The organism is Streptomyces sp. SS7 (assembly GCF_037993025.1).
Classification (GTDB): Bacteria; Actinomycetota; Actinomycetes; order Streptomycetales; family Streptomycetaceae; genus Streptomyces.
Genome location: NZ_CP141223.1, coordinates 1746160 through 1768185, shown reverse-complemented (window position 1 = coordinate 1768185; position 22026 = coordinate 1746160). Strand labels below are relative to the sequence as shown.

18 protein-coding genes and 1 pseudogene are annotated in these 22026 nt (G+C 73.5%); 5 read left to right on the top strand and 14 right to left on the bottom strand.

Annotated elements, in window-relative coordinates; all coding sequences use genetic code 11:
• Nucleotides 1-33: 33 nt before the first annotated feature.
• The 8 genes from U5640_RS07970 to U5640_RS07935 form a co-directional block, all read right to left on the bottom strand.
• A complete protein-coding gene (locus tag U5640_RS07970) occupies nt 34-744 on the bottom strand; it encodes a phosphoadenylyl-sulfate reductase (RefSeq protein ID WP_340375084.1) in 711 nt (236 codons plus the stop codon).
• Nucleotides 741-920: a hypothetical protein gene (locus U5640_RS07965; protein WP_055637400.1), complete on the bottom strand. Its 180-nt coding sequence runs from the start codon at nt 918-920 to the stop codon at nt 741-743. The genes U5640_RS07970 and U5640_RS07965 overlap by 4 nt, the downstream gene beginning before the upstream one ends.
• A complete protein-coding gene (locus tag U5640_RS07960; RefSeq protein ID WP_340375083.1) occupies nt 917-2614 on the bottom strand; it encodes a nitrite/sulfite reductase in 1698 nt (565 codons plus the stop codon). Before U5640_RS07960 ends, U5640_RS07965 begins: the two co-directional genes overlap by 4 nt.
• A 147-nt stretch (nt 2615-2761) precedes the next feature.
• Complete coding sequence (locus tag U5640_RS07955) at nt 2762-2845, bottom strand: putative leader peptide (RefSeq protein ID WP_309500612.1); 84 nt, start codon at nt 2843-2845, stop codon at nt 2762-2764.
• Between the two features lie 151 nt (nt 2846-2996).
• The gene (locus U5640_RS07950; RefSeq protein ID WP_340375082.1) at nt 2997-3569 is read right to left on the bottom strand and encodes a GNAT family N-acetyltransferase; all 573 of its coding nucleotides are present in this window, start codon (nt 3567-3569) and stop codon (nt 2997-2999) included.
• Nucleotides 3570-3675: 106 nt separating this feature from the next.
• Nucleotides 3676-5004: a hypothetical protein gene (locus tag U5640_RS07945; protein ID WP_340375081.1), complete on the bottom strand. Its 1329-nt coding sequence runs from the start codon at nt 5002-5004 to the stop codon at nt 3676-3678.
• 243 nt (nt 5005-5247) lie between these two features.
• The gene (locus U5640_RS07940) at nt 5248-6546 is read right to left on the bottom strand and encodes a GAF domain-containing protein (RefSeq protein WP_340375080.1); all 1299 of its coding nucleotides are present in this window, start codon (nt 6544-6546) and stop codon (nt 5248-5250) included.
• 309 nt (nt 6547-6855) lie between these two features.
• Nucleotides 6856-8490 carry an acyl-CoA dehydrogenase family protein gene (locus U5640_RS07935; RefSeq protein WP_340375079.1) on the bottom strand — a complete coding sequence of 545 codons (1635 nt, stop codon included), beginning with the start codon at nt 8488-8490 and terminating at the stop codon, nt 6856-6858.
• A gap of 123 nt (nt 8491-8613) precedes the next feature.
• On the opposite strand from U5640_RS07935, the gene U5640_RS07930 reads away from it, so the two are divergent.
• Entirely contained in the window at nt 8614-9795 is a 1182-nt protein-coding gene (locus U5640_RS07930; protein WP_340375078.1) for a YihY/virulence factor BrkB family protein, read from the top strand.
• A gap of 190 nt (nt 9796-9985) precedes the next feature.
• Complete coding sequence (locus U5640_RS07925; RefSeq protein ID WP_340375077.1) at nt 9986-10669, top strand: helix-turn-helix domain-containing protein; 684 nt, start codon at nt 9986-9988, stop codon at nt 10667-10669.
• On the opposite strand, the gene U5640_RS07920 is transcribed toward U5640_RS07925, so the two are convergent.
• Together U5640_RS07920 and U5640_RS07915 are read right to left on the bottom strand one after the other, a co-directional pair.
• Nucleotides 10626-11081, bottom strand: a complete 456-nt coding sequence (locus tag U5640_RS07920; RefSeq protein WP_340375076.1) for a VOC family protein — start codon at nt 11079-11081, stop codon at nt 10626-10628. The two genes, U5640_RS07925 and U5640_RS07920, sit on opposite strands and share 44 nt — an antisense overlap.
• A 73-nt stretch (nt 11082-11154) precedes the next feature.
• Nucleotides 11155-11787 carry a VOC family protein gene (locus U5640_RS07915; protein WP_340375075.1) on the bottom strand — a complete coding sequence of 211 codons (633 nt, stop codon included), beginning with the start codon at nt 11785-11787 and terminating at the stop codon, nt 11155-11157.
• Between the two features lie 159 nt (nt 11788-11946).
• Here U5640_RS07915 and U5640_RS07910 point away from each other — a divergent pair, with 159 nt between their 5' ends.
• Together U5640_RS07910 and U5640_RS07905 are read left to right on the top strand one after the other, a co-directional pair.
• On the top strand, nt 11947-12606 hold the full coding sequence (locus U5640_RS07910) for a ThuA domain-containing protein (protein ID WP_340375074.1): 660 nt from the start codon (nt 11947-11949) through the stop codon (nt 12604-12606).
• 131 nt (nt 12607-12737) lie between these two features.
• Nucleotides 12738-13649, top strand: a complete 912-nt coding sequence (locus U5640_RS07905) for an isocitrate lyase/PEP mutase family protein (protein ID WP_340375073.1) — start codon at nt 12738-12740, stop codon at nt 13647-13649.
• A gap of 567 nt (nt 13650-14216) precedes the next feature.
• Here U5640_RS07905 and U5640_RS07900 read toward each other — a convergent pair.
• Nucleotides 14217-15260, bottom strand: coding sequence for a LacI family DNA-binding transcriptional regulator (locus U5640_RS07900; RefSeq protein ID WP_340375072.1), 1044 nt, complete (start codon nt 15258-15260; stop codon nt 14217-14219).
• A gap of 208 nt (nt 15261-15468) precedes the next feature.
• Nucleotides 15469-16482: a hydroxyacid dehydrogenase gene (locus tag U5640_RS07895; RefSeq protein WP_340375071.1), complete on the bottom strand. Its 1014-nt coding sequence runs from the start codon at nt 16480-16482 to the stop codon at nt 15469-15471.
• Between the two features lie 302 nt (nt 16483-16784).
• Here U5640_RS07895 and U5640_RS07890 point away from each other — a divergent pair.
• Nucleotides 16785-18516: pseudogene (locus tag U5640_RS07890) on the top strand (carboxylesterase family protein).
• Between the two features lie 102 nt (nt 18517-18618).
• Here U5640_RS07890 and mmuM read toward each other — a convergent pair.
• Nucleotides 18619-19557, bottom strand: a complete 939-nt coding sequence (mmuM, locus tag U5640_RS07885; protein WP_340375070.1) for a homocysteine S-methyltransferase — start codon at nt 19555-19557, stop codon at nt 18619-18621.
• A 226-nt stretch (nt 19558-19783) separates the two neighbouring features.
• A complete protein-coding gene (locus U5640_RS07880; protein ID WP_340375069.1) occupies nt 19784-21949 on the bottom strand; it encodes an autotransporter in 2166 nt (721 codons plus the stop codon).
• Nucleotides 21950-22026 lie beyond the last annotated feature (77 nt).

Here is a 22026-nt window from a genome sequence, read left to right as displayed (position 1 = left end):
ATGTCGTAGGCACAGTGGGCACGGTCATGGGGGTCAGCCGTGCAGTCCGCACTCGGTCTTGGCGCGTCCCGCCCAGCGGCCGGCGCGTGCGTCCTCGCCCTCGAGGACCCGGCGGGTGCAGGGGGCGCAGCCGACGGAGGCGTAGCCGTCCATCAGCAGGGGGTTGGACAGGACGCCGTGCTCGGTGATGTACGCGTCGACGTCGTCCTGGGTCCAGCGGGCGATGGGCGAGATCTTGACCTTCTGCCGCTTCTCGTCCCAGCCGACCACCGGGGTGTTCGCCCGGGTCGGGGACTCGTCGCGCCGCAGGCCGGTGGCCCAGGCCCGGTATCCCGCGAGCCCCTCCTCCAGCGGCTCCACCTTGCGCAGCCTGCAGCACAGGTCGGGGTCGCGGTCGTGCAGCCTCGGCCCGTACTCGGCGTCCTGCTCGGCGACGGTCCGGCGCGGGGTGAGCGTGATGACGTTGACGTCCATCACGGCCTCGACCGCGTCACGGGTGCCGATGGTCTCCGGGAAGTGGTAGCCGGTGTCGAGGAACACCACGTCCACGCCCTTGCGGACCCGGGACGCCAGATGGGCGACCACCGCGTCCTCCATGGAGGAGGTCACGCAGAAGCCCTTGCCGAAGGTGTCCACCGCCCACTGGAGGATCTCCAGCGCGGAGGCGTCCTCCAGGTCACGGCCCGCCTGCTCGGCGAGCGCCTTCAACTCCTCGGTCGTACGGCCTTCCTGAACCGTCGTCATATCCGGTCCCCTCCCGTGTCGGTGCGCTGAACGCCCCGGGCCAGCAGCCCGAGGAACTTCAGCTGGAATGCTCGGTTGCATGCCGCGCATTCCCACGCGCCGTGGCCCTGTTCATTCGGTCGCAGGTCCTCGTCGCCGCAGTAGGGGCAGTGGAAGGGGGCGGCCCGCTCGCTCATGAGAGGGCCTCCTCGCCGGCTCGCGCCGCCCAGACGGCGAACCGCTCGCCGTCCTCGCGCTCCGCCTGGAAGCGCCGGAGCACCCGCTCGACGTAGTCGGGCAGTTCCTCCGAGGTCACCTTCAGACCGCGCACCTTGCGGCCGAAGCCGGCCTCGAGGCCCAGGGCGCCGCCCAGGTGCACCTGGTAGCCCTCGACCTGCTCGCCCGCCTCGTTCAGGACCAGCTGGCCCTTGAGACCGATGTCCGCGACCTGGATACGGGCGCAGGCGTTCGGGCAGCCGTTGAGGTTGATGGTCAGCGGCTCGTCGAAGTCCGGCAGCCGCCGCTCCAGCTCGTCGATCAGGGAGGAGCCGCGCTGCTTGGTCTCGACGATGGCGAGCTTGCAGTACTCGATGCCGGTGCAGGCCATGGTGCCGCGCCGGAACGAGGAGGGCTTCGCGGTCAGGTCCAGCGCCTGGAGGGCCTCCACCAGCGACTCGACCTGGTCCTCCACCACATCGAGGATGATCATCTTCTGCTCGACGGTGGTGCGCACCCGGCCCGAGCCGTGCGCCTCGGCGAGGTCGGCGATCTTCGCCAGGGTGGCGCCGTCCACCCGGCCCACACGCGGGGCGAAGCCGACGTAGAAGTTGCCGTCCTGCTGGCGGTGCACGCCGACGTGGTCACGCCAGCGCGAGGTGGGCTCGGCCGGCGCGGGGCCGTCGATCAGCTCCCGCTCGAGGTACTCGTCCTGGAGCACCTGGCGGAACTTCTCCGGGCCCCAGTCGGCGACCAGGAACTTCAGCCGGGCGCGGTTGCGCAGCCGGCGGTAGCCGTAGTCACGGAAGATGCCGATCACGCCGGCCCAGACGTCGGGGACCTCGGCCAGCGGCACCCAGGCGCCGAGCCGCACGCCGATCTTGGGGTTGGTCGACAGACCGCCGCCGACCCACAGGTCGAAGCCGGGGCCGTGCTCCGGGTGTTCGACGCCGACGAACGCGATGTCGTTGATCTCGTGCACCACGTCCAGCAGCGGTGAGCCGGAGATCGCGGACTTGAACTTGCGCGGCAGGTTGGAGAACTCCTTGCTGCCGATGTACCGCCGCTGGATCTCGTCGATCGCCCAGGTGCCGTCGATGATCTCGTCCTCGGCGATGCCGGCGACCGGCGAGCCGATCACGACACGCGGGCAGTCACCGCAGGCCTCGGTGGTGGACAGGCCGACGGCCTCCAGCCGGTTCCAGATCTCCGGGACGTCCTCGATGCGGATCCAGTGCAGCTGGATGTTCTGCCGGTCGGTGATGTCCGCGCTGCCCCGGGCGAACTCCTGCGAGATCTCACCGATCACCCGCAGCTGCTGCGTCGTCAGCCGGCCGCCGTCGATGCGCACCCGCAGCATGAAGTACTTGTCGTCCAGCTCCTCCGGCTCCAGGATCGCGGTCTTGCCGCCGTCGATCCCGGGCTTGCGCTGGGTGTACAGCCCCCACCAGCGCATCCGGCCCCGCAGGTCGTTGGGGTCGATGGAGTCGAAGCCGCGCTTGGAGTAGATCGTCTCAATGCGTGTCCGCACATTGAGACCGTCGTCGTCCTTCTTGAACTGCTCGTTGCCGTTGAGCGGGGTGTGGTGCCCCATGGCCCACTGCCCTTCGCCGCGGTGACGGCTCACCTTGCGACGGGGCGCGGAGGCGGCAGGGTTCTGTGGGGTGGCGGCCATCGTGAATACGTCCTTCGGGACAGGCGGAAAGCGGCTCTGACCTGCGCGTACGGGCGCATGGGAGGATAGGTGCGCGGCGTTGCGCGGGGGGAGGGCAGGGGAAAGCGGGGGGAAGGCTGGATCAGGAGACGCGGCGGCGCTGTGCTGTCAGCCCGCCGGACAGATGGCGCTGGACATGCGGCCGAGGTCGACGTGCCGCCGACTCACCAAGGCAATCCCAGTTCCAGACATGACGGAAGCGTGGCACGGCGATCTGGACACAGTCCAGCTTTATCCGCCATGTGGACACCCTTGTCCCGAAGAGTGAGACGCGGGTGTCCTCGATCACATGGCGCGCACGGGCCCTTGTCCCCGCAGGTCAGAACCGGTATGCGCGGCCCGGTCAGCCGGCCTGCGCACCGGGCCAGGGGCCCGGCGCGGCCACCTCCGGCTGCTCCTCCACCTTGGTGTCGAACAGCTTGAAACCCCGCCGTTGGTAGTTCGCCAGGGCGTGCTCGCCGTCCAGGCTGCAGGTGTGCAGCCACACCCGCTTGGTCTGCGGCAGGCCCGGCCGGCGGTCGCCGAGGTCCCAGGCGCGGGCGGCCCCGTACGACAGCAGGTGCCCGCCGATCCGCCGTCCCCGGAAGGCTGGGATCAGGCCGAAGTACACGATCTCCACAACCCCGTCGTCCTGCGGCTCCAGCTCCACGTACCCGGCGGGCGTGCCGTGGTCGTAGGCGACCCAGGTCTCGACCCCCGGGCGCGCCAGGTGCTCGACCCAGCGCGCGTACGACCAGCTCAGCCGGTCGATCCAGCGGATGTCGCCGCCGACGGAGGCGTAGAGGAAGCGGCTGAACTCGGGTGAGGGCACCTCGGCGCGGACGATCCGGACGTCCCCCTCCGGCGCGGCGGCCGGCAGGAGGTCGGTCGGGGCGGTCTGCTCCAGGGACCAGGTGGTCACGGGGATGTGCGTCATGCGGCCAGGGAATCATCACGCCGGAGGGTCTGTCGATCGCCGTCCGCGCGGCGGCCGGTCGAGCGGGACCCGGCCTTCCTCCTCCCGTGCCCCGCCGTTCCGCCTCCTACTGGGCCGGCATGCGCGCCGGGTGGTCCGAGGCCGTGCTCGCGAGCGTGGACAGGGGTGTGGCGAACAGCACGCGGCCGGACTGCGTCCAGACCTCGCCGGTCTCGGCCCAGTAGGAGAGGGACTCCGTGCGGGTGCTCCAGCAGGCGTGGGCCCCGGCGGTGCCGCACTCCGCGGCCCGCGCCCCGTCCTTCTCGGCGGTCGACTGCCGCCACAGCTCGCCGTGCCGCTCCCCGGCCCCGGCCGCCCGGCTGACGTACCAGGCGCCGCCGTACGACAGCACGCCGCGCACCCCGGTGAGCTTCGTCTCGTACGCCTCCGACACCCGCGCCCGTCCGTCGGCGCCGTCGGCGAGCAGACCCGTGCGGCCGGCGGCCGTGCTGAACGGATAGCGCCACAGCCGGGCGACCCGGTCGCCGCCGTCGAGGGTCCACTCGCCGGCGACCAGCGTGTCCGGGGCGGTGCTGCGGTCGAGCGAGATCGTCGTGGGCCGCGGGGCGCCGCCGCCGTCGAGCCGGTAGGAGCCGACGGCCGGCAGGACGAACCGGTAGCCGTGCGCCGACCAGCCGCCGTCCGTGCGGCCGACCGCCTCGCCGAGGACCCCGGCGCGCTGGATGCGGTTCATGTCGTACACGTACAGCGCGGCCGTGTCCCCGTCGTCGGCGGTGACCAGCAGCTTGTCCTGGTACCAGACCATCCCGGAGACATGGGAGACCAGCCCCCGGTAGTCCCGGCCGCCGTCCACCGGCACCGCCAGCAGCACCCAGGTGTACGAGAGCCGGCCGAGGTCGTTGGCGTCGAGGAACGCGACCCGCGCCAGCCCCTGGTCAGCCGGGGTCCCGCGGGTGTCCGACCAGGCGGAGAGCACGACCCGGTTGCTGCCCCAGACACCGTCGTCGTCCGCGTCGCCCGAGGTGGTGACCGCGCCCGGCTGCCAGCCCTCGGTGTCGGAGCCGTTCCAGCAGTACGCCCGGGTGGCCGCGGGGGAGACCGGGAGGTCCGCGCGCTCGGCCGTCGAACAGCCGTCCGCGTCGCGCAGTGTGCCGTCGGCCCGGGCGAGCACGGCGCCCACGCCCACCGGTGGCCCCATCGCGCCCGCCAGCCGGTCCAGATCGGCCTGCGGGACCATGTCCCGGACCAGCCCCGGCCGCCCGGTCCCCGCGTCCGCGGCCAGCGGCTTCAGGGCCCCGGGGCCTTCGTCGGTGACCGTGGCCTGGGAGGCGCTGATCATGGTGGCGGCGGCGGTGAGGGCGAGGGCGGTCCCGGCCAGGAACGCCCGTACCGCTCTGCCCCGCCTACGCCGGCGATGTCGGCCGCGATGTCTCATTCGTCCTCCCGAGGCGGGCCAACTGCGCCTGATGATCCGTACGTTGACCGAGGAGCAGGTGGGGTGACCCGTAGAGGGATGCTACGGCAGAGGGGGGCCGTCCCGGACGAAGAGCTCGCAAATATGCGGAAGATGCCACCGGGTGCAGCATTCCGGCTACAGTGCGGTACCCGTTTGCCACAGCGTGTGTGCCGGGCGGGCCGGAACGGCGCATTCCTGGCATCTGGTGCCACGGCCCAGCCGTCACGGGGTGCCCGGCCCGGTCCGCTCCCGCAGGACCGCGGGCGCCGTCGAGTGCGGCAACAGCCCCGCCGGGTCGGCCGGCCGGAGCACCTCGACCTCCGCCTCCTCGCAGAAACGATACGGCCGGTGTTCCAGGAAGCCCCCCAGATACCGCCGTACCCGCGACATCTCGGCCCGCACCGTCACCGTGCGCGCCGGATCGCCGAACATGTCCTGCGCCAGACCCGACGCACTGCGCCCGCCCCGGTGCACCGCCAGCAGATACAGCAACTCCGCGTGCCGCGGACTGAGTTCGTGCGACCAGGTGCCCGCCCCGCCCGACACCGTCACCGACCAGCGCCGCGCCCGGCTCACATCCAGCACGATCCGGGTCGCCTCCCCCGGCACCCGCCCGCCCGCCTCGTCCACCGGCCGCACCAACCAGCCCCCGGCCAGCGGCTCCAGCGTGCACAGCCCGAGCGTCGGCAGCCACCGCCGCCCCGCCGACGGCGACTTCGGCAGCGCGATCCGCGCGGCGTACGGCATCCCGCTCACCGCCGCCGTCCAGCCGTCCCCGTCCACCACCGCCGCCCGGCCGCCCAACCGGGCCAGCACCGGCGCCGCCACCGCCCGCAGCCGCTCCAGCGACCCCACGTGCGCCTCCCGCAGCCGCGCCTCGGCGAGCTTGGCCACCGACTCCACCCACGCCAGCGTCGCCGGATGCACCGTCTCCAGAGGCCCGCTGACATCGACCACCCCGAGCAGCCGCCCGTTGCGCGGATCGCAGATCGGCGCCCCCGCACACGTCCAGCCCCCGTGCGACCGCACGAAATGCTCACCGGCGAACACCTGCACCGGCCGCCGCACCACCGCCGGCGTGCCCACCCCGTTGGTGCCCACCACCCCCTCGCCCCAGTCCGCGCCCGGCTCCAGCCCCAGCCCGTCCGCCCTGCGCAGCACCGGCGCACAGCCCTCCCGCCACAGCACCCGGCCCGCGTCGTCGGCGACCACCATGATGTGCTGCGCCACGTCCGCCACCGACAACAGCCCCTCGCGCAGCACCGGAAGCACCTCCCGCAGCGGCGACTCCTCCCGCAGCCGCCGCACTTCGTCCGCGCCCAGCGTCGGCGGCGGGAAACCGTGCTCCGGATCCACCCCGCCGCGCAGCACCCGCTCCCAGGACTCCTCGATCACCGGACGCGGCGCCACCCGCGCCCGCCGCCCGGCCAGCCGCGCGTCCCGCACCTCGTTGAGCACCCGCGCCGCCCGCGCGGCATCGACGGCCGCCAGCCGGGACACGTTCATCGGCGAGTGGGCCACAGGAGCCTCCCGGGTGCACGGAGCGATTCAACCGACAGTTTCCGCAAGGCCGTTTCCGGCCGACGGTCTCCGACCGACTGTTTCCAGTCGTGCCGAAGTCCCCCATCTTGCCGCCCGCCCCGCCCGGAGGGGTGCACTCCGGTCACAACCGCCCACAGGTTGCAACCCCTTGCAACCCTGGTGAACATCCACAGGGTGTCCGAAACTTGAGGCACGCCGTCCCGAGCGGCGATCCTGGCCTCGCAGGGCCAAAGCCGCGGGGGTGGTGCCGTGTCGGCGCAGCACCACCCCCGCACCTGCCCTCCCAGCTCAGACCACGGGTGCGGCCCGCTCCACCAGGGCCTCCAGCGGGAGGCTGTGCGGCAGCGTCCCGAACGCCGCACCCCCGTCCCCGCCGAGCCGCGACGCACAGAACGCGTCCGCCACCTCCGGCGGCGCGAACCGCACCAGCAGCGCCCCCTGGAGCACCAGGGCGAACCGCTCCGCCAGCCGCCGCGCCCGCGCCTCCACCCCGTGCAGATCGGCCAACTCCGTCAGCAGCCCCTTGATCGCCCCGTCCAGCCGGTGATCCGCCCCCCGCGCCCGCCCCACCTCCCGCAGATACGCGTCCAGCGCCCCGGGCTCCCGCTGCAACGCCCGCAGCACGTCGAGCGCCTGCACATTGCCCGCGCCCTCCCACACCGAGTTCAGCGGCGACTCCCGCACCAGCCGCGGCATCCCCGACTCCTCCACATAGCCGTTGCCGCCCAGACACTCCGCCGCCTCCACCACCAGCGGCGCACAGCGCTTGGTCACCCAGTACTTCGCCGCCGGCACCGCGATCCGCAGGAACGCCCGCTCCTGCTCGCCGCCGTCGTCACAGGCCGCCGCCAGCCGCAGCCCCAGCGTCGTCGCCGCCTCCGACTCCACCGCCAGGTCCGCCAGCACGTTGCGCATCAGCGGCTTGTCGCGCAGCCGCCCCCCGAACGCCTCACGGTAGGTGCAGTGGTGCACCGCCTGCGCCACCGCCTGCCGCATCAGCCCCGCCGACCCCAGCACACAGTCCACCCGGGTCGCCGCCACCATGTCGATGATCGTGCGCACCCCCCGCCCCTCCTCGCCGACCCGGCGCGCCCACGTCCCGTCGAACTCCACCTCCGCCGACGCGTTCGACCGGTTGCCCAGCTTGTCCTTCAGCCGCTGCAGCCGGAACACGTTGCTGCCCCCGTCCTCCAGCACCCGCGGCACCAGGAAGCAGGTCAGACCCTCCGGAGCCTGCGCCAGCACCAGGAAACCGTCCGACATCGGCGCCGAGCAGAACCACTTGTGGCCCGTGAGCGCATACGTCCCCGCCTCCGCCAGCGGCACCGCCCGCGTCGTGTTCGTCCGGACGTCGCTGCCGCCCTGCTTCTCCGTCATCCCCATCCCGAACAGCGCCCCCGCCTTCAGCCGCGCGGGCCGCAGGGCGCGGTCGTAGACCTGGGACGTCAGCCGGGGCTCCCACTCGGCGGCCAGCTCCGGGTCCGTCCGCAGCGCCGGTACCGCCGCGTGCGTCATCGACAGCGGACAGCAGGTGCCCGCCTCCACCTGCGTCCACACCACGAACGCCGCCGCCCGCCGCACCTGCCCGCCGGGCCGCGTCCACGCCGCCGTCAACCCGGCGCCCACCCCCTTGCCCAGCAGCCGGTGCCACGCCGGATGGAAGTCCACCTCGTCCACCCGGTGCCCGAACCGGTCGTGCGTGCGCAGCCTCGGCGGATGCACGTCGGCCTGCACCGCCCACTCCCGCAGCTGCTCCGACCCGGCGGCCCGCCCCAGCCCGGACAGCTCGTCGTGCGCCTCCTGCGCCAGCGCGGGATCCAGATGCCGCCCCACGGCCGACATCAGGACCCGGTCGGCGCCGTAGACGTCGTACCCGCTCAGTTCGGGCGGCTGATTGGTCACGGTGTGCGTGCTGCCTGCCATACCGCGAACCTACCCCCGGGTACGCCCCCGACGCCGACCCGAGCTCCGCGTGCCGCGCCCCGACCAGGCGATGCGGCCTCGCCGGAGGTGAGTGCAGACCCGAACGGCGGATACCTTTAGGGCGTGCAGCCAGCAAGACAGTCACCCGAGCAACCAGGAGGCCCCACGGGACGCCTCCACCGGGCGCGTGCCCTGTACCGGAACGTCTCCAAGCGGCGGACGGCCTGGCTGCTGTTGAAGGACACCGTCAACTCCTGCATCGAGTACCGCATCCTCGGCCTCGCCGCCGAGGCCGCCTTCTTCACCCTGCTGTCCGTGCCGCCCCTGCTGCTCAGTCTCATCGGCCTGCTCGGCTACGTCGACGACTGGACCGGCACCGACTCCATCAGCAGCCTGGAGAGCAACCTCCTCGAGGCGTCCCGCACGGTCCTGTCCGACAAGGGCGTCGCACAGATCGCCCAGCCCATCCTCGACGACGTGATGAGGGGCGGCCGCCCCGACGTCATCTCCATAGGCTTCCTGTTCGCCCTGTGGTCCGGCTCCCGCGCCGTCAACGTCTTCATCGACACCATCACCGTCATGTACGGCCTCGACGGCGTCCGCGGCATCGTCAAGACCCGGCTGGTGGCGTTCCTGCTGTTCCTCGCCGCCCTGCTGATCGGCTCCGTCGCCCTGCCCCTCATGGTGGCCGGACCCGACGCCGTCGTCCGGATCGTGCCCTGGTCGACCACCCTCGTGCAGATCCTGTACTGGCCCGTGGTGATCGTCCTGTCCGTGGCCTTCCTGACCACCCTCTACCACGTGTCCGTGCCCGTGCGCTCCCCGTGGATCGAGGACGTCCCCGGAGCGCTCGTCGCCCTCGCCATGTGGGTCCTCGGCAGCTTCCTGCTGCGCATCTACCTCACCCACACCATCGAGGGCGCCTCCATCTACGGCTCCCTCGCCGCCGCGGTCGCCGTCATGCTGTGGATCGGCGTGTCCGCCTTCGCCGTGCTGGTCGGCGCCGCCGTCAACGCCGCCATCGACCGGGTCTGGCCCGCCGCGGCGACCGCCGCCGCCCGCGCCGCCAACGAGCGCATCCGCGAGGAGGAAGCCGCCGAGTACGTCGCCCGCCTGGCCGCCGCCCGCACCCACGACGACGACCCCGACGACCCCGACATGCCCTCCGAGTTCCCCGAACGCTGGTCCCGCTTCCTGCCCCCCGACGACGTCACGGCCCGGCTGCGCACCCACGCCAAGACCTCCCCGAAGCAGAACGGCACCACGGGGACCCACGGGGAGGAGCCCGGGGACGACGGGAAGTGAGCACGGGCAGCCGGCACGGGACGTGAGCACCGGACGTGTGGGACGCACAGGAAGCGAACCAGGCCGGCCCCGGTGGTCCGCGCGACCGTGATGCCGCGTGACGCCCCGCACGGCCGGGGTCACCCCCGCGACGACGCGTGCCCCGGATGACCCGGGTGCCTCGAGCCCGGGGCGGCGTAGCCTGGCCCCCGTGTATCAGGAAAGGCCCTCCCGGCTGGCCGGCGCGGTGGTCTGGACGAACGCTCCCGTGCCCGGATCCGACGCGCTCCCCGTCCTGCCCGACGGCTGCATGGACCTGCTGTGGAACGACGGCCGCCTGCTGGTCGCCGGCCCCGACACCCGCGCCCACGTCCCCGGCGGACCGCCCACGGCCTGGGCCGGTGTCCGCTTCTACCCCGGCACCGCCCCCGGCCTGCTCGGCGTACCGGCCCACGCGCTGCGCGACCGCCGCGTGGACCTGGCCGACCTGTGGCCGGCGGCCCGGGTACGGCGCCTGACCGCTCGCGTCGCCGCCGCTCCCGACCCCGCCACGGCGCTGGAGGACCTGGCCCTGGAGCGGGCCGCACCCCCCGACCCGCACCTGCGACGGCTGGTCACCGCGCTCGCCGAGGGCCGCTCCGTCGCCGCCACCGCCGACGCGCTCGGCCTCGGCGCCCGGCGGCTGCACCGCCGCTCCCTCGACGCCTTCGGCTACGGCCCGAAGACCCTCGCCCGGATCCTGCGCCTGCGGCGCGCCCTCGACCTCGCCCGCGCCGGGGTGCCGTACGCGGACACCGCGGCCCGCGCCGGATACGCCGACCAGGCCCATCTCGCCCGCGATGTGCGGGAGTTCACCGGCACCACACTGAGCGGACTGCTGCTGCGCCAGCGGTGAGCGCCCCGGCCGTCCACCGCTCCGGCAGCGGCGCGAAGAGGTCGACGCCGTTGCCGTCGGGGTCGTGCACGACGGCGTACCGCTGGCCCCAGAACGCGTCCCAGGGCTTCAGCTCCCCGTGATGGCCGGCGCCGGTCAGCTCCTCGTACACCGCGTCGACCTCGGCCGGTCCCGCGCAGCGCAGCGCGAGCGAGGCCCGTCCGCCCCCGGACGGCGCACGCCAGCCCGGACGGAAGGACCGCACGGTCTCCTCGGTGTCCAGCAGCAGCCGCAGCCCGCCGGGCAGCTCCGCCTCGGTGTGCGGCTCCCGCTCGGCGCCGTCGGGGAACGCGAACCCCAGCCTGCGGTAGAAGGCGACGGAGGCGGCCATGTCGGAGACCACCAGCCCGATGGCATCGAATCGTGTACGCATACGGCCACCGTAGGCGCGGCGGGCCGGACGGTCTTGAAGGAAACGGACAGCCCCCACCGGCCGGTGCCCCGCGTCAGCCGAAGCGCACCGGCCCGTTCGGACTGTCCACCGTGAAGGAGAACGCCGCCGGGCCCTCGGACAGGCGCAGGTCCGTGCCGAGGAGCGCCAGCAGCGCACGGAGTTCCCCGGGGTCGGGGACGGTGGCGGTCAGCTCCCGCAGCGGGGTCACCGGCAATCCGGACGCCGACGGGTGGGGCGCCGCACCCCAGTCGATGAGGAACGGCACCAGACCGGACGGGTGCGGGCGCCCGCCGTCGGTCAGCCGCCACCGCAGCAGCGTGCCGTCGGGCCGCCGACGGCTCATCTCCCGTACGTCACCCGGGTCGTAACCCCGGGCCCGGGCCGCCGCAACCGTCGCGTCCAGGTCCGCCGGGCCGATCGCCCAGGTGAGGACACGCGCCCGGTCGAGACCGTCCACGCCGAACGGGCGCGGACCCGCCGGTGCGGGCCGCTCCGGATCGGGGCCGAGGATCTCCAGATACGCGCCGCCCCCCAGCCCCACCAGATGGTTGCGCGTGCCGTGCTCCGGATGCACCCCGCCCGGCACGGGCGCCACTCCCGTGCGCCGGGTGAACTCCGCGACCGTCGCCGCCAGTTCGGGGGTCGCGAGGACGATGTGGTCGAGACGTGCAGGAATGGTGTTCATCCCGGCCGAGCCTACGCGCCCCGCCGCCGACGACGCCCGCGCCCGGGGAAAGCCGCAACCGCCCCCTGCGCGTGGGGGCCGCGCGAGACGACGGATCCTGAAAGTTTCGCTCGACGATCTCACTGGGACACCGCCGCCCACGGTCATAGGCTCGGCGGCATGACCGCCCGCCTGCTCGTGTACACCCGCACCACCGCCTACCGCCACGACTCCATCCCGGACGCCGTCACCGCCGTACGGGCCCTGGACGGCTTCGAGGCCGACCACAGCGAGGACCCGGCGGCCCTGGAGGCCCCCCTGGACGGGTACGCCGCCGTGGTCTTCCTCTCCACCAGCGGCGAGGTCCTCACCCCCGCCGGACGCGAACGCCTCAGCGCGTACGTCGGCGCGGGCGGCGGCTTCGTCGGGGTGCACGCGGCGGCCTGCACCGAGTACGACTGGCCGTACTACGGCGAACTCCTCGGCGCCCGCTTCGACCGCCACCCCGCCTACCAGCCCGGCAAGGCGGTCGTCGAGGACCACGACCACCCCGCCACCCGGCACCTGCCCACCGTCTGGGACTTCACCGACGAGTGGTACGACTTCCGCGCCAGCCCGCGCGGCCGGGTCCGCGTCCTCGCCGGCGCCGACGAGTCCTCGTACGAGGGCGGCGGCATGGGCGCCGACCACCCCCTGGTCTGGTGCCGCGAGGAGGGCGCGGGCCGGGTCTTCTACACCGCCCTCGGACACGCCTCCGAGGCCTATCGCGACCCCGACTTCCTGGCCCATCTGCGGGGCGGGATCGCTTGGGCGGCCCGGGTGGGCCCCGACGCCCAGTGACGTTTCTGCGGTGAACCGCTTCCGCCATCGGGGTGACCGACCCCGCGCCGGGAGCGGTCCGCCCGCCGGCCGCCGGAGATCCTCCTGTCCGGTTTGATCGGGTGAAAAGGACGCTCAGGAGGAGCCGGACGGTGACTTACGGGACCAAGCTGCGGCAGCGGATCGCCGCACCGGGGACCACCCCGCTCATCGGCGTGTACGACATGTACTCGGCGTCGATCGCCGCGCAGCACTACGACGGGATGTTCGTCTCCGGGTTCGGCTTCGCCGCCTCCTACTACGGACTGCCCGACATCGGCTTCATCGCCTGGCCCGACATGATGGCGTTCGTCCAGCGGCTGCGCGGCGCGTTCCCCGGCCACCACCTGCTGGTCGACATCGACGACGGCTATGTCGACCCCGAGGTCGCCTGCCACGTGGTGGAGGGACTCGAACGGATCGGCGCCTCCGGTGTCGTCCTGGAGGACCAGAAACGGCCCCGCCGCTGCGGCCACGCCGACGGCAAGCAGGTGCTGCCCCTGGAGGAGTACCTCGCCAAGCTGGAGATGGTCCTCGCCACCCGCCGGGACCTGCTCGTCGTGGCCCGCACGGACGCCACCGACGAGCACGACATCCTGCACCGCGCCGAGACCCTCGCCGCCACCGACGCGGACGTGGTCCTCGTCGACGGCGTCCGCAGCGTCGACTGGATCCGCCGCATCCGGGCCGTCGTCGGCGGCAAGCCGCTGCTGTTCAACCAGATTGCGGGCGGCAAGTCCCCCCGCCTCTCCCTCGGCGAACTCGCCGACCTCGGCGTCGACGTCGCCATCTACAGCACGCCCTGCCTGTTCGCCGCCCACGAGGCCATGCACGCCGCCCTCGCCGCACTCCGCCGCACGGACGGCCGGCTGCCCGAGACGAGGAGCGACGCCGACGGGGTGGGCGTCGGCACGGCGACCCGCCTGCTGGAACGCAACATCGCCCGCAGCCGCGCCCGGCGGACGGACACACCCCCGCCGCCCCAACGCGACGCAACCCGCCACCCGGCCGAACGAATGACATGACGGGCCGGGCCGGGCCGCCGGGCCTTTCCACGGCCGCACGGATCCCGGGCTGGACCCTGCGCCGATGTGAGGCCGGTCCGTGCGCCGGTTCCGGGCCGGGTCCTGCGCCGGTTTCGTGCGGGGCCGTGTGCGGGTCCCGTGCGGGGCCGCGCACCGATCTCGTCTCGGGCCGCGGGTCGGCGGGTGTGCCGATCCCGTGCCGGTCCGTACGGGGGACCTGTGCCGGTCCGTATGGGGGGCCTGCGCCGGTCCGTACGGGGGGCCTGTGCCGGTCCGTATGGGGGGCCTGCGCCGGTTTCGAGCCGGGCCGTGTGCCGATCTCGTGCGGGCCCCGCACCGATCCAGTGCCGGGTCGTGTGCCGGGGCCCGCGCCGGTTTCGTGCCGGCCCTGTGTCGATCCCGTGCCGGGCCCGGTTTCGTGCCGGACCGTGTGCCGGGCCGGGCCCCGCACCGATCCCGTTCCGGGTCGCGTTTCGGGTCGCGTTTGGGGGCCTGGGCCGGGCCCCAGGGCCGTAACTCGTGCGTGACGGCGACCGGTGAGCTCGCTCGCGGCGTCGGGCACCGGTCTCAGTGCCGGGGCGCGGCCGTGCTCGCCCGTGCCACCAGGCGGGTCGACAGCTCCGTGCGGGTGCCCTCCGGCCGCTCGCCGTCCATCATCCGCACCAGCAGCCGCAGCGCCGTCGCCGCCATCTCGGCCAGCGGCTGTCGGACGGTGGTCAGGGCGGGGGTCGTCCAGCGGGACTCCGGCAGATCGTCGAACCCGACCACACTGAGGTCGTACGGAATCCTCAACCCCCGCTCCGTCGCCGCCCGGTAGGCCCCGAGGGCCATCACGTCGGAGCACACGAAGACCGCCGTCGGCGGCTCGGGCAGATCGAGCAGCTCCCGCATCCGGCGGTGCGCGGTGGACTCGTCGAAACCACCGTTGCGCACATAATCGGCGCGCTGCGGCAGCCCCGCCGCCGCGAGCGCCGAACGGTACCCCGCCACCCGCGCACTGCTGCACATCTTCCGCCGCGGGCCCGCGATCACGGCGATCCGCTCATGCCCGAGCGCCAGCAGATGCTCGGTCGCGGTCACCCCGCCCTGCCAGTTCGCCGCGCCCACCGACACCACGTCCGACGGCGGTTCCACCGCCGGATCGATCAGCACGAACGGCGTACGGTGCTGAGCCAGCCACGCGTACTGGGAGTCCGTCAACTCGGCCAGGTTGAACAGCACTCCGGCCGAACCACGCACGGTCAGCTTGTCCAGCCAACCCCGCTGCGGCCGACCGCCCCGCGTCCGGGACAGCGCCGCCGAGACCACCACGTCCAGCCCCGCGTCGTGCGCCGCCTCCTCCACCCCGTGCAGCACCGCCCCCGAGCAGGAACTCTCCAGCGAGTGCACGACCAGATCGACCAGCCGCGGCGGCTTCGAGGCGTCGAAGCGCGGCCTGCGCACATAACCGAGCCGGTCCAGCGCCTCCGTGACCCGGCGTCTGGTCTCGGGTGCGACGTCCTCCCGCCCGTTGACCACCTTGGACGCGGTGGGTACGGACACCCCCGCCTCGCGGGCCACGACCGCCAGCGTCGGCCCGGCCGTCGCGCTCGCACTCGCCGTGCGCACCATGGGGAACCACCTCTCCGGCCCGCCCGAGGGCCAGCGAAAGCTCGACCAGCGCCGTAGTGGAGCCGATCCGGACAGGCGGCTCGCAGAAAGCGCTTGCTATCCTAGGGGCGGGGCGGCGCGAGGTGAAGACACCGGCGCGTCGCGCCGGGGGCGGGCGCACGCGTCGGCGCCTCACCCGCAACCGGACGCCCTCCGCGCCGGGCGCCGGTCACGCCACCCGGGCCAGGTCCGCGTGGCGTACCTCGTGGGCCAGCGGCAGGCCGTCTGCCAGGCGCTCCAGCTCCTCGACCACGATGAGCCCCAGCCGCTCCAGCTCATTGCCCAGGGACCCGGCGATGTGAGGGGTGAGGAAGACGTTGGGGAGGCGGTAAAGGGGCGAGTCGGCGGGGAGCGGTTCGGGGTCGGTGACGTCCAGGACCGCCTGCAGCCGGCCGGAGACCAGCTCGTCGGTGAGCGCCGCATGGTCGACGAGGGCACCTCGGGAGGTGTTGATCAGCACGCCGCCGTCGCGGATCAGGGCGAGGCGGGGGCGGTCCAGCAGGTGATGCGTCTCGGGGAGGTCGGGGGCGTGCAGGCTGACGACGTCGCTGTGCCGCAGCAGGTCCTCCAGTGCGACGAGCCGGGCGCCGAGGGCGGCGGCCTCGGACGCCTCCACGTACGGGTCGTGGAGGAGGACCTCGAAGTCGTACGGGCGCAGCAGCTCCAGCAGCCGACGGCCCACCCGGGAGGCGCCGATGACGCCGATCCGGCGGCCGAAGTTGCCGACGGCGGCCGTCTCGGCAGGGGTGAGCCGGGTGTGGGTGCGGCGGTAGCGCTCCCGGTGGACGAAGGTGTCCTTCCCCGCGAGCAGGATCATCGCGAGCGTGTACTCGGCGACCGGTATCGCGTTGCCGGCCGCCGCGCTGGAGACCGTCACTCCGCGTTCCCACAGGGCCTCGCCGACCAGTGGGCGCACGGAACCCGCGGCGTGCAGGACCGAGCGCAGCCGGGGCAGCGCGGTGAGCGCCCGCGCGTCGAGGTACGGGCAGCCCCAGCCGGTGACCAGCACATCGGCGCCGGCCAGCGCCGACGCGGCGGCCGGGTCGGCGAAGTCCCGTACGACCAGGGCGGGATCGATCTCCGCCGTCTGCCGCAGCCGGGCCAGGAGCGGGGCGGGGAACAGCCGGGGGAGGTGCACCGCATCCATGGCGAACACGGCCCTGGGCGGCTGGGCGCTGGGCATGACTCTCCTGAGGGCGCGTAGGAAACGTTTTCTGAAAAACGCTTTCTACCGTAGGTGCCCCCCGGAGACATGGTCAATCGGTCGGACCGATCACCGCACCCACCGCACCGCACCGCACCACCGCCACCGCCACCGCACCGCACCGCACCGCACCAAGAGTCCTCCGAGCCGGCCCCCGGGGGTCTCGGCACCCTCAGGTACGCCGAACAGCCCCTTTACGGGTTCGTGCACCGGAATACCCCGCACGGGTGTGGTGCTCTGGTGATACCGGTGCACGAGCGCTGCGAAGGGCTGGTGGGCAGATGACGGCAGACCGCGAGAACCCCGCGGCGGAGGAACGGCAGGACCCCGACCCGGTCGTCGCCACCCCTTACGGGGCCGTCCGCGGACGATCCGAGCGGGGCATCGCCGTGTTCCGGGGCATCCCCTACGCGGCACCCCCCTTCGGCCCCCTCCGCTTCCGGCCGCCCGAGCCGCCGGAACCCTGGGAGGGGGTCCGCGACGCGGGCGCCTTCGGGGCGACGCCGCCGAAACCGCCGTACTCCGATGCCTTCGCCCAGTACCTCTCCGACCCGGTCGTGCCCGGCGACGACTGCCTCAACCTCAACGTCTGGACGCCCGACCCCGGCCACGACGCCCGCCTCCCCGTCCTGGTGTGGCTGCACGGCGGCGCGCTGACCAGGGGTTCCTCCGCCGTGCCCGTGTACGACGGACGGCACTTCGCCCGCGACGGCATCGTCTTCGTCTCGGTCAACTACCGGCTCGGCGTCGAGGGCTACGGGCTGTTCCCCGACGCCCCCGCCAACCCCGGCCTGCGCGACCAGCTTCGCCGCCCTGCACTGGGTCCACCGGTCCATCAGGGCCTTCGGCGGCGACCCCGACAGGGTCACCCTGGCCGGACAGTCCGCCGGTGCCATCAGCGTCGGCGCGCTGATCGCCGCCCCCCAGGCCCGGGGTCTGTTCCGGCGGGCGGTCCTGCAGAGCGGGCCGCCGGAAGCCTCCGAACGCGACAAGGTACGCCGCATGGTGCGCCGGATGGCCACGCGGCTGAAGATCCCGGCCACCGCCGAGGCCTTCGCGGCCGTCGACCGCGACCTGCTGCTGCGCACCCAGGCCGACGTCGGCCGGCTCAGCAGCCCCGTGGTCGGCGGTCCCGCCTTCGGCATCGTCGTCGACGGCGACCTCGTCCCGCGTGACCCGCTGCAGGCCCTCGTCGACGGCGAAGCCGCCCCCGGATGCGACCTCCTCCTCGGCTGGACCAGGGACGAATACCGGCTCTGGCTGGTCCCCGGCGGCCTGCTGGATCGCATCGACCGGCTCGGCGCCGTCGCCCTCGCCGGCGCCATGGCCCGCTGCCACTGCGGCCACGAGGTGCCGCGCGGCTACCGCACCCTGCACCCCGAGGCCGGCACCGCAGAGATCGTGGGGCAGATGGTCACCGACCACCTGCTGCGCCGGCCGCTGCACCGCCTGGCCGACGCCCGCCCCGGAACCTCGTACGTCTACGAGTTCGCCTGGCCCTCGCAGCGCCCCGGCCTCGGCGCCTGCCACGCGCTCGAACTCGGCTTCGTCTTCGACACCGGCCACACACCCGAGTCCGCGAAACTCGCCGGTGAGGACGTACCGCAGGAACTGGCCGACGCCATGCACTCGGCATGGGCGCGGTTCGTGGCGACGGGCGATCCGGGGTGGGAGACCTGGGACGAGCGACACCCCGTACGGGTGTTCGGGGCAGGGGAGAGCGTGACGGCCGGGGAGGCGGAGGCGTCGGATGCGGGCCACCGTGTACGGCGGACAGGGGACGGTATGCCGTATACAGACGACGGCGGATCGTATACCGCCTACGGTCTCCGGGACCGCGAACTGGATCTGTGGACCGTCCCCGCCGGCCCCACCCCGCCCCAGCCCCCTGCTCCGGCCGCCCTACCGACCACGCCCCCGGGCCCGCTCGGCGGCGGCCGGATCATCCGCACCGCGGAACTCAGGTCGGCGGTACGCCGGCTACGCCGCTCAGGTGGGGTGCAGCGCGACTGACGCCCCCACCGTACGTCCGTCACGTCGCTGGTCTCACTGGCCTCACGGGCCCCGCGAGTGCCGCCGGAGGCCGGCAGGTCGTGGCGGTCGCGGGCAGGGGAACTACGCCGCGGTCAGAGTCCGTGCGACCGAGGCCACCGCCTCGGGGCCGACCCGGCAGCAGCCGCCGATCAGCCGCGCGCCCGCGTCCCGCCAGCCGAGGACCTGCTCGGGGGCGAAGGAGGAGCGGCCCTTCCAGGTACGGGCCTGCGCGTCCCAGGACTCTCCGCTGTTGGGATAGACGACGACCGGCTTGCCCGTGACCCGGGCGGCCGTCGCCACGGCGGCGTCGACGTCCTCGGGGGCGCAGCAGTTCACGCCCACCGCGATCACCTCGTCGGCCTCGGCGGCCAGGGCGAACGCCTCGTCCAGCGGCTGACCGGCCCGCGTCCGTACGCCGTCGACCGTATACGAAAGCCAGGCCGGCACCCCCAGCCCCCGCACCGCGCGCAGCAGCGCCTCGGCCTCCTCGGCGTCGGGGACGGTCTCCAGCGCCAGCACATCGGGCGCGGCGGCGGCCAGGACCTCCAGCCGGGGCCGGTGGAAGCGTTCCAGCTCCGCCACGCTCAGCCCGTAGCGACCCCGGTACTCGGAGCCGTCCGCGAGCATCGCGCCGTACGGGCCCACCGACGCGGCCACCCACAGGGGCTGGGTGATCCCCTTGTCCCGGGCCTGACGGGCGGCCTCGCGGGCCAGTTCCACGCTCTGGGCCAGCAGCCGGGCGGACTCCTCGTGCGCGATGCCGCGCTCGGCGAAGCCCTCGAAGGTGGCCTGGTAGCTGGAGGTGATCGCCACGTTCGCGCCCGCCTCGAAGTAGGCGAGGTGGGCCTCGGTGATCGCCTCGGGCCGTTCGGCCAGCAGCCGCGCGGACCAGAGCTCGTCGCTCAGGTCGTGTCCGGCGGACTCCAGCTGGTTGGACATGCCGCCGTCGAGGACGACGGTTCCTGCGGCGAGCGCCTCGGCGAGCGGGGCGCCGGAGGGGAAAAGGGTGTCGCTGGTCATGACATGACGCTAGTCGAAGGCACCACGAAAGGCCCCTCCCGTCCACCTCGTGAACAGAGGGCCCACCGGGCGGGAAGACGCCGCCGGCCTTGACGGATGCGTTCCTATCCCCAGCTTGTGAGCTGCCCTCGTTCCGTCCGTCGCCGGTGGGGCTGCTCGCCGCCCCCGCCGCCCCCACCGTCCGCCGGATCTGTCAGGGCGCGCCGGTCCGCAGGGTGCGTGATTCCTACGCCGCGTGCCGTCCGCCCCCGCCCCCGCGCCGGGGCCGGGACCGTCTCCGTAGGGTCATCGGCATGCCGAGGCCCGCGAGCAGACCCGCGGCGAGTACGTACGGCCACGACCCCATCCCGCTGCTCATCCCGCTGTTCGCGCCGCGGGTCTCCACCGACGCCGCGTGGGAGGCGGCCGACCGGCCGGCCGCGGAGGGGGAGGAGCCGGCGGCGTCGGCGGTGAGGACCACGTCGTTGCCGTCGCCGCCCCGGTAGCTGATCCGGTAGACGGTGTCACCGAGTCGCACCTCGGCGCCTTCCCGCAGCCCGTCGAAGGTGCCGGAGACCGCACCGCGCCCGGTGTGGTCGAGGACGGTGAGATCCTCCTCGCCGACTCTGCCCGCCTTGCCCGCCCTGCCGGTCCCGGTGGCTCGCCCGTTCTCGGTGCTCGCGGCCTCCTTCGACAGATCGAGGTCCCCGCCCAGCCGGACCCGGCCGCTGACCTTCAACGGTTCCGTGCCCAGGACGAGTTGCCCTTCGGGGTTCTGCGCGTAGTCACCGCTCACCGTCAAACCGCCGGTGACGACACCCCGGTTGACGACCGCCCCCTCGACCGTGCCCCTGCCGTCGAGGGCGCTCAGCACGCGCAGGGCGGTGCCTCCCGTGTCCAGCCGGGAGGATGCCGAAGTCAGGTGTATCGCACGGCTGTCGGCGAGGCTTGCGCCGCCGCGCAGGGCCAGGGTGCCCTTGCGGACGGTCGTCGTCCCCGTGTAGGTCACGGAGGATCCGGTGAGCGTCGTGGTCGCCGTGCCGGACTGGACCAGCGCGCCGCTGCCGCCGATGCCCGACAGCGAGACGGGCGTGGTGGTGTTCCGCACGACGAGGGTCCCGTCGTTCACGATCCGCCGCCGCGCCGTGCCGGTGAGCAGCGAACCGTCGCCGCCCGCCGCTCCCGAGCCGAGCCTCAGCACGGCGCCCCGCTGCACGGTCGTGGAGCCGTCGTAGTGCTGGGCGGCGGCGAAGGTGACGTCGTTGCCCTTGGTGCCGGCGATCACGACGTCCCCGGCGCCGGGTGCCGCGAGCGTGTCGTGGTACTGGCCGCCGCCGATCGGTGCGCCGAGCGTCACGGGCCCGTTGTAGTCGAACGTGAGCAAAGAGCGGCGGCCGCTGCGTTCGTGCAGGTTGATGTAGACGGTGTCCTTGGTGCCGGGCATGAAGATCCGGTGCGTGGTGCCGTCGCCCCATTGGACGTCCGCGCCTTCGATGTTGGTGCCCCGCTTGTTCAACTGGTGGGGTACGGGACGCCAGTTGAGTCCCGGGTCGCTGAGCGACGGATGGGTGTCCCCGCCCCGGTCGCTGTAGCTGTACTGCCCGGTGAGGACCACCTTGCTGCCGGGCCGGGTGTGGACGTTGACGTCACTGCCGTATGCGCGCTGGTAGAAGTCCTGGCGCAGGGTGATCGTCTGGTTCAGCGGGGTGTCGATGATCCAGGAGCCCTGGTTGACGACGGCGCGCACGGAGGGCAGCGCCACGGGGTACTCGGGGCGGCCTACGGCCATGCCGGTGCCGTTGTCGATGACCCCGGAGAAGGGGTGGGTGCCCGCCAGGTCCAGGGTGCCCCACATGCCGCGCGGCTGGGTGACCAGGCCGGAGCCGCTGATCGTGCCGATGTTGAAGGTGCGGGTGAGGGAGAGGCGGAGGGTGCCGTCGACGCGGATGTTGAGCTGATTGAGCCGGTATCCGGGGGTGTCGTACGGGAAATGGCCGATCAGCCCCGTGCCGCCGCCGGTGCCGTACTGGAGTGTTGTGCCGCGCTCGACCGTGATCGCGGGCGGGTCGGGGCGGGTGACCGTCGTGTACGGGTGGTTGCCGCCCTGGGTGCGTACGGTCTGCCGCTGCCGGGCCTTCGGCAGGGTGAAGTCACTGTCCTTGGTGAGGACCAGCGTTCCGCCGCCGCGGACGGTGAGTGTTCCCTCGCCGCGCAGGACGCCGTCGTACGTCGTCGTCCCGGAGGGCACGGTGATCATCGTGTCGCCGGTGAGGGTCACGTCCCGGTCGGCCAGCACGTCGGCGGTGACGTCCCGGGTGCCGGCGGCCACGGCCGGGGGAGCGGTGGCCAGGAGGGCGGCGACGGCCGCGAGGGCGCCGGCGGCCGCTGCTGAGGTGTGGAGGGGGCTGCGCACGGGTCGGAGACGGTACGGCAGCGCCGCCGATAACAGAAATTCGCCGTGCCGCTGGAATCCTCCGGGTCTCGCCGCGC